Source organism: Streptomyces sp. NPDC050704 (assembly GCF_040654355.1).
GTDB lineage: Bacteria > Actinomycetota > Actinomycetes > Streptomycetales > Streptomycetaceae > Streptomyces.
In genome coordinates, this window is record NZ_JBFAHW010000069.1 from 1 (window position 1) to 13145 (window position 13145).

Genomic DNA, 13145 nt, shown 5'->3' on the forward strand with positions numbered 1-13145 from the left:
CTCGGGGGGCGGGGGGGTGGGGGCCCCCCCCCCCCCACGGGATGGGACGGGTAGGGGCGGCGGGGGCGAAAAAAGGAGGCAGCCCGCCGACGGGGGAAGTTCGGCGGGCTGCCTGGTGCCACAGTGGTCTAGTGGACGGAGTGCTCGTCCAGAGGGAACGTTCCGCCGACGACATCGTCCGCGAAGGCCTTGGCCGCGTTGCCCATGACCTCCCGCAGATTGGCGTACTGCTTCACGAACCGCGGCATCTTGCCACTCGTGAGCCCGAGCATGTCGGTCCAGACGAGCACCTGCGCGTCGGTGTCGGGACCCGCGCCGATGCCGACCGTCGGAATGTGCAGCACCCGCGTGACCTCGGCGGCCAGCTCGGCCGGCACCAGCTCCAGCACGACCGCGAACGCCCCGGCGTCCTGGACGGCCTTGGCGTCCCGGAGAAGCTGCTGCGCGGCCTCCTCGCCGCGTCCCTGGACGCGATAGCCCATGGAGTTCACGGACTGGGGCGTCAGGCCGATGTGCGCCATGACAGGGATGCCGGACTCCACGAGGAGCTCGATCTGGCGGTGCGAGCGCTCGCCGCCCTCCAGCTTGACGGCGCCGACCCCCGCCTCCTTGACCAGCCGCGTCGCCGACCGCAGGGCCTGGACCGGACCCTCCTGGTACGACCCGAAGGGCAGGTCACCGACGATCAGGGCGCGGCTGGTGCCCCGTACGACCGCCGCCGAGAGCATGGTCATCTCGTCGAGCGTGACGGGCACGGTCGTCTCGTACCCCAGATGGCAGTTCCCCGCCGAGTCGCCCACGAGCATCACGGGAATCCCGGCCTCGTCGAAGACGGACGCGGTCATCGCGTCGTACGCGGTGAGCATGGGCCACTTCTCGCCGCGTTCCTTGGCGGTGGCGATGTCGCGGACGGTGATACGGCGTGTGCCCTTTCCTCCGTACAGCGCCCTACTGCTGCTGCTGTCGGTGGATGCGTGGGCAGCCGAAAGCTGCGTCATTGCAACGGCTCCTTCTGTCATCTCGAAGCGCCCTCACGGCGTCCCCGGATCACCTCCATGGTGGCACCTCGTGCCAGGAAACGGCTAGAGGGGCTTCCCGCCCGCGTAAGACCTCGGCAAAGGATTTTAGATACGAGACGGTCTCGTATCGAAAGTCGCTAGGCTCGTCGCTATGACAACTCCCGCCGTCCCCGCCGCCCGCATACCGGAAGCCGTACACCGGCGACGCTGGGCGATCCTCGGCGTCCTGATGCTGAGCCTGCTGATCGTCGTCCTCGACAACTCGATCCTGAACGTCGCGATCAAAACCATCTCGACCCCCGCCCCGACCGGCCTGGGAGCCACCCAGAGCGAGCTCGAATGGGCCATCAACTCCTACACCCTCGTCTTCGCGGGCCTGCTGTTCAGCGCCGGCCTCCTCGGCGACCGGCTCGGGCGCAAGAAGGTGCTGCTCGGCGGGCTCGTCGTCTTCGGCATCGGCTCGGCGCTCGCCGCGTCCTCCGGTTCGCCGGCCGAGCTCATCGCGTTCCGCGCGGTGATGGGCCTCGGCGCCGCCTTCGTGATGCCCGCCACGCTCGCGGTCCTGATGAACGTCTTCGAGCGCGACGAACAGCCGAAGGCCATCGGCATCTGGGCGGGCGGCGTCGGACTCGCCATCGCCATCGGACCGATCACCGGCGGAGTCCTCCTCGACCACTTCTGGTGGGGGTCCGTCTTCCTCATCAACGTGCCGATCGTCCTCGTCGCCGTCGCGCTGATGGTCTGGCTGGTCCCCGACTCCCGCGACCCGAAGCCCGGACGACTCGACCCGGTCGGCGTTCTGCTGTCCGTCGTCGGACTCGTGCTGCTCGTGTACGGGATCATCAAGGGCGGCCAGCTCGCCGACTTCACCGACCCGGGGGTACTGGCGACCATCGGTGCCGGCCTCGCCGTACTCGTCGGGTTCGTCGTCTTCGAGAAGCGCAGCAGCCATCCGTCCATCGACGTCACGTACTTCAAGAACAAGGTCTTCTCGGCCGCGATCGCCGCCATCGCGCTCGTCTTCTTCGCGCTGATGGGTGTGACCTTCTTCTCGGTCTTCTACACCCAGAGCGTGCGCGGCTACTCGCCCCTGCAGACCGGCCTGCTGATGCTGCCGCTGGCCGCCGCGCAGATGATCTTCGCGCCGCGCGCCCGGCTGCTCGTCGACCGCTTCGGCAACAAGGCCACGACCACGGGCGGCATGTTCATCATCGCCGCGACGCTGGCCGCGTTCGGCACGCTGGAGGCGGACACCCCGATCTGGATCCTGGAGGTCATCTTCTTCCTCATGGGCATCGGCATGGCGCACATCATGACGCCCACCAGCGTCGTGATCATGCAGGCCCTGCCCCGCGAGAAGGCCGGCTCCGCCTCCGCGCTCAGCAACACCTTCCGGCAGGTCGGCGGCGCCCTCGGCATCGCCGTACTCGGCTCGGTCCTCTCCGCCGCGTACCGCTCGGGCATCGAGGACAAGCTGCCCGCCGCCGCCCGGCACACCGCGGGCGAGTCCATCGAGTCGACGCTCGGCTACGCCGCGAAACTCGGCGCGAAGGGAGATGCCCTGGTCGGACCGGCCAACGACGCCTTTCTGCACGCGATGCACGTCACGGCCCTGTGCGGCGCCGGAGTCGCCCTCGTGGGCACGGTCGTCGTGGCCTTGTTCCTGCCCGGCCGCACCCCGGCCCCGGCGGAGAAGGCGGGCGAGGACGCGGAGTTGGTGGGCGTCGACCACTGAGTCGTACGCCGGAATCCGGCCCGCCCGAGCGGCGGTGATCGAACTCCTCGTGCACCAGGGAGAATCAGGAGAACCAAGGGAGCGAGCGCGTGGCGGAACGGAACGGACGAGCGGGACGAGCGGGACGAGCCGGATGAGAGAGCGGAGCCAGGACGTGGGTGTCGTGGAGCAGGACGCGGCCGGCGGCGGCGGACCCGTCAGGGGGCGCCCGCGCAGCGAGAGCGTGGAGCGCTCGATCGTCGAGGGCGTCATGAAGCTGCTGGAGGACGGCGTCCCGCTGGCGGACATCTCCATCGAGCGGGTGGCCCGCACCGCCGGTGTGGGCAAGGCCACCATCTACCGCCGCTGGAGCGGCCGGGAAGAGCTGTTCATCGACGTGCTGCGCACCGCCGAACCGCCCGACCCGGAGCTGCCCGGCACCTCGATGCGCGACGACCTGATCGTCCTGCTCGAATCGCTGCGCAGGCGCGGCCTGGCCAACCGCTCGTCGGCCATCCTGCACAACGTCTACGCCCAGATGAAGAGCAGCCCCAAGCTGTGGGAGGCGTACCACGCGGCCGTCATCGACCCTCGCCGCCGGAGGAGCCTCGACGTGCTGCGCCGCGGACAGGAGAACGGCGAGATCCGCGCGGACGTCGACGTCGAACTGGCCAACGACCTGTTCATGGGCCCCATGCTCGTACGTGCCGTGATCCGCCTGGACTCCGGACTCGACGAGGTACTGCCCGAACAGATCGTCGATACCGTCCTGCAGGGGCTCGGGCCCGCCGCCCCCCGCTGACCCGGGGACCGTCAACCCCTGTAGGGAATGTGCGCGTTTCGTCACAGAGCACCCTCGCCGACCGGCGACCGGAACTCCTGGCGCCGACTCGTTCGTCCTCGTGCCCGTACGGCCGTCATGGGACGGCGGGAACAAACGCGATCATCCCCTAGGGTCTTAGACGCGGGGACGAAGTGCACGGCAGTTGGTGAGGCGACGGTATGGCGCAGGCGTACATGACGGAGACGGGCAGCGGCGGCCAGGGGCCCGACCGCAGAGGATCCCGGCTTCGGCGCCTGTACGCGACCCTGCGCAACGACCGCGGTGTCTGGCGCCGCGGTATCGTCCTCGCCGCGCTCTCGATCGTGCTCGCCCTGGTGATGCTGCTGCACGCGCAGATCCCGAACGCCATCGGCAACCTCGGCAGCCTCACCGAGACGTTCCTGCCCTGGCTGGGCGTCTTCGTCCCGGTGCTGCTCGTCCTCGCGCTGGTCCGGAAGTCCGCGACCGCGCTGATCGCCGTGGTGCTGACCCTGAGCGTCTGGCTGAACCTCTTCGGCGGGCTGATCGGCGACAAGACCGGCAGCGGCGGCAACCTCACCATCGCCACCCACAACGTCAACGCCGACAACCCTGACCCGTCCGAAACGGCCCGCGACGTGGCGGCCTCCGGCGCTGACGTGGTGGCCCTGGAGGAGCTGACGGACGCGGCGGTCCCGGTGTACTCGAAGGCGCTGGAGCCGACCTACAAGTACCACTCCGTGCAGGGCACCGTCGGCCTGTGGAGCAAGTACCCGCTGAGCGGGGCCAGGCCGGTCGACATCAAGCTCGGCTGGACGCGCGCGATGCGGGCGACGGTCACCACGCCGGACGGGCAGCTCGCGGTGTACGTCGCCCACCTCCCCTCCGTGCGGGTGAAGATCGAGGCCGGGTTCACCGCGCGGCAGCGCGACAAGAGCGCCGGCGCGCTCGGCGAGGCCATCTCCGACGAGAAGCTGCCGCGGGTCGCGCTGCTCGGCGACCTGAACGGCACGATGAACGACCGCGCGCTCAACGCCGTCACCGCGCAGCTGCGTTCCACCCAGGGCGCGGTGGGCAGCGGCTTCGGGTTCAGCTGGCCCGCGTCGTTCCCGATGGCGCGCATCGACCAGATCCTGGTCAAGGGTGTCGAGCCGGTCACCTCGTGGACCCTCCCGGAAACCGGCAGCGACCATCTCCCGATCGCCGCCCGCGTGAAGCTTTCGGCAACCACCTCGTAACCGCTGGGAATACCGGGCCTGAGAGACTTTGTTCCGTACGTGAACTTAAACTGGTACGGAACTCTGCTCGCTCCCCCTGAAAGGCCCCTCCCTCATGCCCCTGGCCCTGCTCGCCCTCGCCGTGGGCGCCTTCGGCATCGGCACCACCGAGTTCGTGATGATGGGGCTGTTGCCCGACGTCGCGGACGACCTGCACATATCGATACCCGGCGCGGGCCATCTCGTTTCGGCGTACGCGCTGGGTGTGGTGATCGGCGCTCCGCTGCTCGCGGCGGTCACGGCCCGGATCTCTCGCCGCAAGGTGCTGATCGGGCTGATGGTCCTGTTCGTGGCGGGCAACGCGCTTTCGGCCTTCGCGCCCGACTACCACTGGCTGCTCGCCGCCCGCTTCCTGAGCGGTCTGCCGCACGGCGCCTTCTTCGGTGTCGGCGCGGTCGTCGCCACCGGCCTCGTCGCGCCCGAGCGCAAGGCCCGCGCGGTCTCGCTGATGTTCCTCGGCCTGACCGTCGCCAACATCGCGGGTGTGCCCGTCGCGACCCTCATGGGCCAGAACCTGGGCTGGCGGTCGACCTTCCTGGGCGTCAGCGTGATCGGTCTGGCGGCCATCGTGTCCCTGGCGCTGCTGCTGCCGCACGATGGTGCGCACGCGCCTGCGGCCGGTCTGCGGGGTGAGCTGGCCGCGCTCCGGTCGCTGCCCGTCTGGCTGGCGCTCGGTACGACGGTCGCGGGATTCGGTGCGCTGTTCTCGGCGTACAGCTACATCACGCCGATGCTGACGGACTCCGCCGGGTACGCGGACTCCAGTGTGACGCTGTTGCTGGCGCTGTTCGGTGTGGGGGCGACGATCGGGAACCTGCTCGGTGGGCGGCTGGCCGATCGGTCGATGCGGCGGACGCTGTTCGGTGGGCTGATCTCTCTGGCCGTCGTTCTGGCCCTGTTCCCGGTGTTGATGACGACGGCGTGGAGTGCGGCGGTGGCGGTGGTGCTGCTCGGTACGGCGGCGTTCGTCACCAGCTCGCCGCTGCTGCTGATGGTCATGGAGAAGGCGTCCTCGGCGCCGTCGCTGGCCTCGTCCGCGAACCAGGCCGCGTTCAATTTGGCGAACGCGGGTGGGGCGTGGATTGGGGGGCTGGCTTTGGCGGCGGGGTTCAGTGTGACGTCGCCTGCGGTGGTGGGGGCGGGGCTTGCTGTTCTGGGGCTGGGGGTGGCTGCGGTCGCGTATGTGGTGGATCGGCGTCGGGTGTTGACGTCCACGGGGGCTGGGCGTGTGGTGGCCTCGCATGTGCCGCGGGTTGTGGGGGAGTCTGTTCGGCGCTGATCGGCTCCGCCGGTTGGGTGGTTGTTTGTCTGCGGGTGTGTTGTGGCTGGTCGCGCAGTTCCTCGCGCCCCTGGGTGTGTGGGTGGGGCGGTGCCGCGACGGGGTATCCGATCGCCGCTCTGGGATATCCAGTCATGGCATGTTGCCGCGGCGATCGGACACCCCGACACGACCCCTCACGCCGGAAGGCCGAGTGCGGGCGGGTGGGGCCTGCGGTGCAGACCCCAACCCCGCCTCACGGCCGTTGGCCGTTGTCTTTTGTCTTTTAGGGGCGCGGGGAACTGCGCACCCAGCCCCCACCGGCCCGCAGTGATCACACCGCCCCAAGGCCCCCGGTCTTTTGTCTTTTCAGGGGCGCGGGGAACTGCGCGACCAGCCACGGCCGGCCCGCACCCTACGAACCGACCCGAGGCACCCCAGCTCTTTTAGGGGCGCGGGGAACTGCGCAACTGGCTCCAGAACAATCGCCCAACCGCCGGAGGTCAACCGGTTTCGCGCCAGCGGCTGGTGATCGGGAGCCGGCGGTCCTTGCCGAATCCCTTGGCCGAGATCTTGGTGCCCGGCGGGTACTGACGGCGCTTGTACTCCGCCGTGTCGACCATGCGCAGCGTCTTCGTGACCACCGCATGGTCGAACCCGGCGCCCACAATCGCATCGGCCCCCGTGTCCCGGTCCACATACAGCTCCAGAATCGCGTCAAGGACGGGATAGTCCGGCAGGGAGTCGGTGTCGACCTGGCCGGGCCGCAGCTCGGCGCTCGGCGGCTTGGTGATGGAGTTCTCGGGAATCGGCGGGGTCTGACCGCGCTCGGCCGCCGCCCGGTTCCGCCACTCGGCGAGCCGGAAGATCGAGGTCTTGTACACGTCCTTGATCGGCCCGTACGCACCCACCGAGTCGCCGTACAGCGTCGAATACCCCACCGCCAGCTCGGACTTGTTGCCCGGCGCCAGCACGATGTGCCCCTCCTGGTTGGAGATGGCCATCAGCATGGTCCCGCGCAGCCGCGACTGGAGGTTCTCCTCGGCCAGGCCGGTGAGTCCCAGCGATCCCATGTACGCGTCGAACATCGGCTCGATCGGTACGGTCCGGAAGTTGAGCCCGGTGCGGCGGGCCAGTTCGGCCGCGTCGCCCCTGGAGTGGTCCGAGGAGTACTTGGACGGCATCGAGACGCCGTACACGTGCTGCGCGCCCAGCGCGTCGCAGGCGATCGCGGCGACGAGCGCGGAGTCGATACCGCCGGAGAGCCCGATGAGGACGGAACTGAACCCGTTCTTCGCCACGTACGCCCGCAGCCCCACCACGAGCGCCGAGTAGACCTCCTCGTCGTCGTCGAGCCGCTCGGCGTATCCGCCGGAGAGCTCCGCCTCGTACGCGGGCAGCGGCTCCTCGGAGATGACGAGGTGGTCGATGCGCAGCCCGTCGTCCACGACCCCGGAGGGCGGCTCGACGGCGGCGGCGGGCAGATCGAGGTCGAGGACGACGCAGCCTTCGGAGAACTGCGGTGCCCGCGAGACGACTTCGCCGTCCCGGTCGACCACGATCGAGTCCCCGTCGAAGACGAGCTCGTCCTGCCCGCCGATCATGGCGAGGTACGCGGTCGTGCACCCGGCCTCCTGCGCACGCTTGCGCACCAGCTCCAGCCGGGTGTCGTCCTTGTCGCGCTCGTACGGCGAGGCGTTGATGGAGACCAGCAGCCCGGCCCCGGCGGTACGGGTCGCCGGGACACGGCCGCCGTCCTGCCAGAGGTCCTCGCAGATGGCCAGGGCGACGTCCACGCCGTGCACCCGGACCATCGGGAGAGTGTCGCCGGGCACGAAGTAGCGGAACTCGTCGAACACGCCGTAGTTCGGCAGGTGGTGCTTGGCGAAGGTGAGCGCCACCCGGCCGTCGTGCAGTACAGCGGCGGCGTTGCGCGGAGCGCCGGGAGGCTGACCGTATTTCGGCTGGGCCACCTCGGAACGGTCGAGGTAGCCGACGATCACCGGCAGCTCTCCGTAGCCCTCGTCGGCGAGGCGCGCGGCGAGATCCCGCAGGGCCGTGCGGGACGCCTCCACGAAGGACGACCGCAGAGCCAGGTCCTCGACGGGATACCCGGTCAGCACCATCTCCGGGAACGCCACCAGATGCGCTCCCTGCTCGGCGGAGTGCCGGGTCCAGCGGACGATCGCCTCGGCGTTCCCGGCGAGATCGCCGACGGTCGAGTCGATCTGATTCAGGGCGAGGCGTAGTTGAGGCACGGGGCTCAGTGTAATCGTCAGAGCGACGCGATGGGGTGGTGAGGGGGTGTGGGGCGCCCCACCATGTGGGGCACCCCGGCCCACGTGGTGGGACACCCCGCCCCACGTGGTGATGCGGGGTGCTCCACATGGTGGTGCGGGGCGCCTCACGTGGTGGGCGCCCCCCCCCGTGGTGGGTGCAGGGCACCCCTGGCGGCTTGAAGCCGACGTGCCGGGCTCGACCTCCGGATGTGCCGGGCTCAGCCTCCGGAGGCCGAGCCCAGTCTCCGGATGCGTTGGCCTGGCCCCCGGACGGGCCGGGTCCGGTGGCCCGACACAGGCCCGCCTCGGGCCCGCCACAGGCCTCAGCTCCGGTAGCCGAGCACGGTCATCATCCCCGCCTCCGAGTGGTAGACGTTGTGGCAGTGGATCATCCACAGTCCTGGGTTGTCGGCGTCGAAGTCCACCGTGAGCGTGCCGTTCGGGAGGACGACCGCCGTGTCCTTGCGGGGGCCGTCCACCACGTTGGCCAGCTGGAAGGTGTGGCCGTGCAGGTGGACCGGATGCCACATCGACGTGGAGTTGGCGAAGATCAGCCGCACCCGCTCGCCGGCCCGCACGGGGTGGCGCTGTGAGGCGGTGTAGGGCTTCTTGTCGAAGGCCCAGTCGTACTTCGCCATCCCGCCGGTCAGTTGGAGCCTGACCGTCCTGTCCGGTTTGCGGGACGGCAGCCGGACGGACTCGGCGGCCTTCAGTTTGTCCGCCGTCAGCACCTGGCCGTCCAGTTCCCTGGGTCGTATCGACGCGGTGGGCGCCGCCCCGCTCCCCGTACGCAGCAAGGCGAGTGCTGATTCCTTCTTGCCCTCGGCCACCGCCGTCAGCGGGAAGACGCCGTCCTTGACGGTGACCAGCACGTCGTACCGCTCGCCCATGCCGAGCAGCAGCGCGTCCGCCTTCGCGTGCTCCACCGGGAAGCCGTCCGTGTGCGTCACCGTCATCTCGTGCCCGCCGAGGGCCACCCGGAAGGCAGTGTCACCGCCCGCGTTGATCAACCGGATGCGGACGCGGTCCCCGGGCCGGGCCCGGAAGACCGAAGGCGCCTTCGCCGTACGCCCGTTGACCAGGTAGTGCGGATAGGCGACATCCCCCGCGTCTCCGCCGAGCAGGTCACTCGTCGCGCCCATCATCATTCGGGAGGGACTGGAGGGGCGAGAGGGGCGAGAGGGATTGGAGAGGCCGGATGTCTGCGGAGATGGGGACTCCTTCATCTGCATCGACATGTTGGACATGTCATGGCCGGAGTCGCCGCTGTCATCGGTGTTCCCGCCTCCGTCGCCCATGTCCATGCCGCTGCCCATGCCCCCGGACAGCTCCTTCAGGACCCCGTCCGGGGTCGAGCCGTCCACGCCGTCGACCCAGTCGTCGAGCACGATGACCCACTCCTTGTCGTAGGACAGGGGCTCCTTGGGGTCCTCCACGATCAGTGGCGCGTACAACCCGCGGTCCTGCTGCGTACCGGAGTGCGGATGGAACCAGTACGTCCCCGCGTGCGGCACCGTGAAGCGGTACGTGAACTCGGCGCCAGGCTTGACCGGGCGCTGGGTGAGGCCGGGGACGCCGTCCATGTCGTTGCGCAGCGCGAGGCCGTGCCAGTGCAGGGACGTGGCCTGGGGGAGGTGGTTGGCGAGTGTGAGGTCGAGCGTGTCCCCCGCGGTGACGCGGACCTCCTTGCCGGGCAGGTCGTCGCCGTACGCCCACGACCTGACCGTACGGCCGCCGAGGTCGAGCGAGGCCGCGGCGGCGGTGAGCCGCACGGTCCGGACCGGGCCGGAGCCGCGCTTCTTCTCGGTGGCGGCGACCTGCTCGCCCGCCGGGTCGACGTAACCCGCGGGGGCGCTTCCCCGCGAACCGCCCCCGTCTCCGGTCCCGTTCCCATCCTCTGAACCACCCGAACTCGATCCGGAGCAGGCGGCCAGAACTCCCGCCCCGGCGGCGGCGATCGATGCACCGAGCACGGTGCGGCGCGTGTGAATACGCATGACTGAGTAACACCTCGTCGTCAAGTGGTGCGTGTGTGCGGCTGGACGCGTCTGCTGCTTCTGGTACACCGCTCGGGGCCCGGAGGTTCCCACCTCCGCGCGAGCAGTTCGAAGCAGCCGGGGCGCGGGCCTAGATCCGCAGCACCGACAGGCGGGCGAGGAGAGTCCCGGGGGGTGGGGGATCGGGCCGCAGGGCGCGGGCCGGCCGGGCGTCCGAAGGCGCTGCGCCGGGCGACGACGGGCGCCTGAACGCCACGGCCACCAGCACGAGGAACGTGAACGTCCCGAGGACGGCGAGGCACACGGCAGACAGGTCCATGCCGCTCATCGGCGTCTGCCCGGCGGCCGACACGAGGGTCGTCTGCGCTGGGTCGGCCGCCGACGCCCGCTCGGATGAGTGGGTCGAAGACATTGCATGCGCGGATGTCACCCGGTGCTCCGAAGCCGCCATCGACCCGTGCCCCGGCCCCTGTCCGTGCCCCGCCCCGTGTCCCGACGGATGCCCCAACGTATGCATCGCCACGATCCCGAGGAGCAGCGCGGCGAACAGCATCAGCTGTCCGTACACCTGCTTCCTCGGTTTCGTCATGCCGGACACCTTACCCCCACGGGGTATGGGGGGTGTGAGGGGACATGCGAACGCCCGCCCCTCGACGCGAAGTCGAGGGGCGGGCGCAACGAGCCCGGGCCGAGGTAGTGCCCCGGTGTCAGGGCGTCAAGGTGCCAGGGTGTCAGGACGTCAGCGACGGTACGAGTTCACGTAACCGGGTGCGGGTGAACCCACCCCGGTGACGTCGTCGTATCCGCGGACGGCCTTCAGGGAGCGGTCCTTGCCGAGGCTGCGGACCGAGGTCGCCAGGCCTCCCGACGCGTCGAAGGTGTTGACGAAGTCGACCCGCGCCACCGCCAGGTCGGCTCCCGTCGGACGGTCCGTGACGTCGTGGTAGAGCTTCGTGCCGTACCGGCCGTAGATCGCCGGGTTGGCGAAGCCGATCGGCCGGCCGCCGCGCTGCTGCTGGGCGAGCGCCTGGATGCCCGCGATCACCGGCGAGGCGAGCGAGGTGCCGCCGATGCGGTACTCGTCGTACTTCTGCGTTCCGTCCGGGAAGGTCTGCGACTGCCCGACCAGGAACCCGGTGTTGGGATCGGCGATCGCGGAGATGTCCGGCAGGGTCCGCATCGGGGCCGAGCCGTTCGCCCGGGCGAGCGACGAAGGCACCACACCCTGCTGGTAGAAGGGCTGCCGCACCGTCTTGCTGGTGCCGCCGCCCGCGCCCGAGGTGTACGCGCCCGGGAAGTCCGTCCAGCTCTTGCCGTCGTCCGACAGCGTGGACTTCAGCGTGCCCCAGCCGGTCTCCCACTGGTACGTGTCGCCCTTGCCGACGGCCAGCGAGGTGCCGCCGACCGCCGTCACCCACGCCGAATTGGCCGGGGTGTCGACCTGCTTGGTCCCAGTGGCGGCCGCGAAGTCGCCGTCGTCACCGGTGGAGAAGTAGAAGCCGATGCCCTCGATCGCGCCCAGCTGGAAGACCTGGTCGTAGGCGGCCGCGAGGTCCGGCGTCTCGTTGGCCTCGATGTCGCCCCACGAGTTGGAGACGATGTCGGCCAGGCGCCCGTCGACGATCTTGCCGAGCGAGTCGATCAGATCGTCGTCATGGCAGGACGCGGCGCCCACGTAGACGATGTCCGAGGCGGGTGCGACCGCGTGCACGGCCTCGACGTCGAGGGTCTCCTCGCCGTACCAGCCCGGGGCCTTGCACTCCTTGGTGTTCGTGTACCCGCTCGGCAGCACCTGCTTCAACTGCCCATCCGCATACGCCGCGTCACCGTGCTTCGCCGCGTACGTGGCCGCGTCCGACGCGATCGTCGGCGAGGCGTACGCGTCCGTGATCGCCACGGTCACGCCCTTTCCGGTCGCCCGGCCCGCTCCGTACGCGGCGCGCAGCTGCTTGCCGGTGTAGCCCTTCACGGCGTACGGGATCTTCGTGCCGTACGCGTCCGGCAGCGTCGTCGCCGTGTTGGAGCCGTAGTACGAGGAGAACGGCCCGGCGTTGTGGAACACGGCGTCCGGCGGTGGCAGCGTGTCGGTGTGGTTCGCCTTGTGCGGGGCGTTGTCCAGGCCGGTGACGGTGAGGACGGCGCCGTTGAGGTCCGCCGGGGCCGAGGCCGCCGCCGCGGGCGCCCGGTAAGTCTTCCCGCCCTTGGCGTAGTTGTGCAGCTGGGTGCCGAACGCCTTCTCGGTGTCGGCCACTTCACCGGTCACCGAGATGTAGTGCCGGGTCGTACCCGTGACGCTCAGGCCCGCCGCCTTCAACCAGGCGGTCACCTCGGCCACTTGGGCCTTGGTCGCCCCGAAGCGGGCCTGCGCCCGGCGCGCGCTCAGGTACTTCCCGTACGAGGCCGACGACGGGTCGGAGACGGCCTTGGCGTAGGCGCTCAGGCCCGCCGCGTCCCGGCCGGCGAGATAGACCCGGGCCGAGACCCGGGAGGCGTTCGCGGTGGCTCCCTTGTCGGCCTTGGCGGTGGCCCACAGGGGCTTGGTGCCCTGGAGCCTGTCACGGCCGCCCTGGTCGGAGGCGTGGGCCGCGGGTATGCCCAGGACCAGCGCGCCGGCGAGCAGAGGCAGTGTCGCCGCCATGCTCACACCGGCGCGGACCGCGGCACGGTTGGATCTCATGTGGAACCCCCAAGTGGATCTCCGGATGGGGGTCACTCTTGCGATCAACCGTTCATGCCAGGGGAATGGCGGGGGCATAGCTGGGCCAAGAAGCCCCCAAGGAACGGCATGTGCAAGGAGTT

General features: G+C 70.0%; 9 protein-coding genes. 4 read left to right on the forward strand and 5 right to left on the reverse strand.

Going from position 1 to position 13145, the window contains the following annotated elements:
• Window positions 1–128: 128 nt before the first annotated feature.
• Complete coding sequence (panB, locus tag AB0I18_RS32940) at window positions 129–998, reverse strand: 3-methyl-2-oxobutanoate hydroxymethyltransferase (protein ID WP_363109307.1); 870 nt, start codon at window positions 996–998, stop codon at window positions 129–131.
• 172 nt (window positions 999–1170) lie between these two features.
• Here panB and AB0I18_RS32945 point away from each other — a divergent pair, with 172 nt between their 5' ends.
• From AB0I18_RS32945 to AB0I18_RS32960, 4 genes are all read left to right on the forward strand, one after another.
• Window positions 1171–2754, forward strand: coding sequence for an MFS transporter (locus AB0I18_RS32945; RefSeq protein ID WP_363109308.1), 1584 nt, complete (start codon window positions 1171–1173; stop codon window positions 2752–2754).
• A 133-nt stretch (window positions 2755–2887) separates the two neighbouring features.
• The gene (locus AB0I18_RS32950; protein WP_363109309.1) at window positions 2888–3535 is read left to right on the forward strand and encodes a TetR/AcrR family transcriptional regulator; all 648 of its coding nucleotides are present in this window, start codon (window positions 2888–2890) and stop codon (window positions 3533–3535) included.
• 200 nt (window positions 3536–3735) lie between these two features.
• Window positions 3736–4773 carry an endonuclease/exonuclease/phosphatase family protein gene (locus AB0I18_RS32955; protein WP_363109310.1) on the forward strand — a complete coding sequence of 346 codons (1038 nt, stop codon included), beginning with the start codon at window positions 3736–3738 and terminating at the stop codon, window positions 4771–4773.
• Between the two features lie 94 nt (window positions 4774–4867).
• The gene (locus tag AB0I18_RS32960) at window positions 4868–6091 is read left to right on the forward strand and encodes an MFS transporter (protein ID WP_363109311.1); all 1224 of its coding nucleotides are present in this window, start codon (window positions 4868–4870) and stop codon (window positions 6089–6091) included.
• A gap of 482 nt (window positions 6092–6573) precedes the next feature.
• On the opposite strand, the gene AB0I18_RS32965 is transcribed toward AB0I18_RS32960, so the two are convergent.
• The 4 genes from AB0I18_RS32965 to AB0I18_RS32980 form a co-directional block, all read right to left on the reverse strand.
• The gene (locus tag AB0I18_RS32965) at window positions 6574–8328 is read right to left on the reverse strand and encodes an NAD+ synthase (protein WP_363109312.1); all 1755 of its coding nucleotides are present in this window, start codon (window positions 8326–8328) and stop codon (window positions 6574–6576) included.
• Window positions 8329–8672: 344 nt separating this feature from the next.
• On the reverse strand, window positions 8673–10346 hold the full coding sequence (locus AB0I18_RS32970; protein WP_363109313.1) for a multicopper oxidase family protein: 1674 nt from the start codon (window positions 10344–10346) through the stop codon (window positions 8673–8675).
• A gap of 130 nt (window positions 10347–10476) precedes the next feature.
• Window positions 10477–10935, reverse strand: a complete 459-nt coding sequence (locus AB0I18_RS32975) for a hypothetical protein (protein WP_363109314.1) — start codon at window positions 10933–10935, stop codon at window positions 10477–10479.
• Between the two features lie 150 nt (window positions 10936–11085).
• Window positions 11086–13023, reverse strand: a complete 1938-nt coding sequence (locus AB0I18_RS32980) for a S53 family peptidase (RefSeq protein WP_363109315.1) — start codon at window positions 13021–13023, stop codon at window positions 11086–11088.
• Window positions 13024–13145 lie beyond the last annotated feature (122 nt).

What these genes read in the sequence shown, in the direction of transcription:
- panB (WP_363109307.1), bottom strand. Translation starts at nt 998, where the DNA reads ATGACGCAGCTTTCGGCTGCCCACGCATCCACCGACAGCAGCAGCAGT.
- AB0I18_RS32945 (WP_363109308.1), top strand. Translation starts at nt 1,171, where the DNA reads ATGACAACTCCCGCCGTCCCCGCCGCCCGCATACCGGAAGCCGTACAC.
- AB0I18_RS32950 (WP_363109309.1), top strand. Translation starts at nt 2,888, where the DNA reads ATGAGAGAGCGGAGCCAGGACGTGGGTGTCGTGGAGCAGGACGCGGCC.
- AB0I18_RS32955 (WP_363109310.1), top strand. Translation starts at nt 3,736, where the DNA reads ATGGCGCAGGCGTACATGACGGAGACGGGCAGCGGCGGCCAGGGGCCC.
- AB0I18_RS32960 (WP_363109311.1), top strand. Translation starts at nt 4,868, where the DNA reads ATGCCCCTGGCCCTGCTCGCCCTCGCCGTGGGCGCCTTCGGCATCGGC.
- AB0I18_RS32970 (WP_363109313.1), bottom strand. Translation starts at nt 10,346, where the DNA reads ATGCGTATTCACACGCGCCGCACCGTGCTCGGTGCATCGATCGCCGCC.
- AB0I18_RS32975 (WP_363109314.1), bottom strand. Translation starts at nt 10,935, where the DNA reads ATGACGAAACCGAGGAAGCAGGTGTACGGACAGCTGATGCTGTTCGCC.
- AB0I18_RS32980 (WP_363109315.1), bottom strand. Translation starts at nt 13,023, where the DNA reads ATGAGATCCAACCGTGCCGCGGTCCGCGCCGGTGTGAGCATGGCGGCG.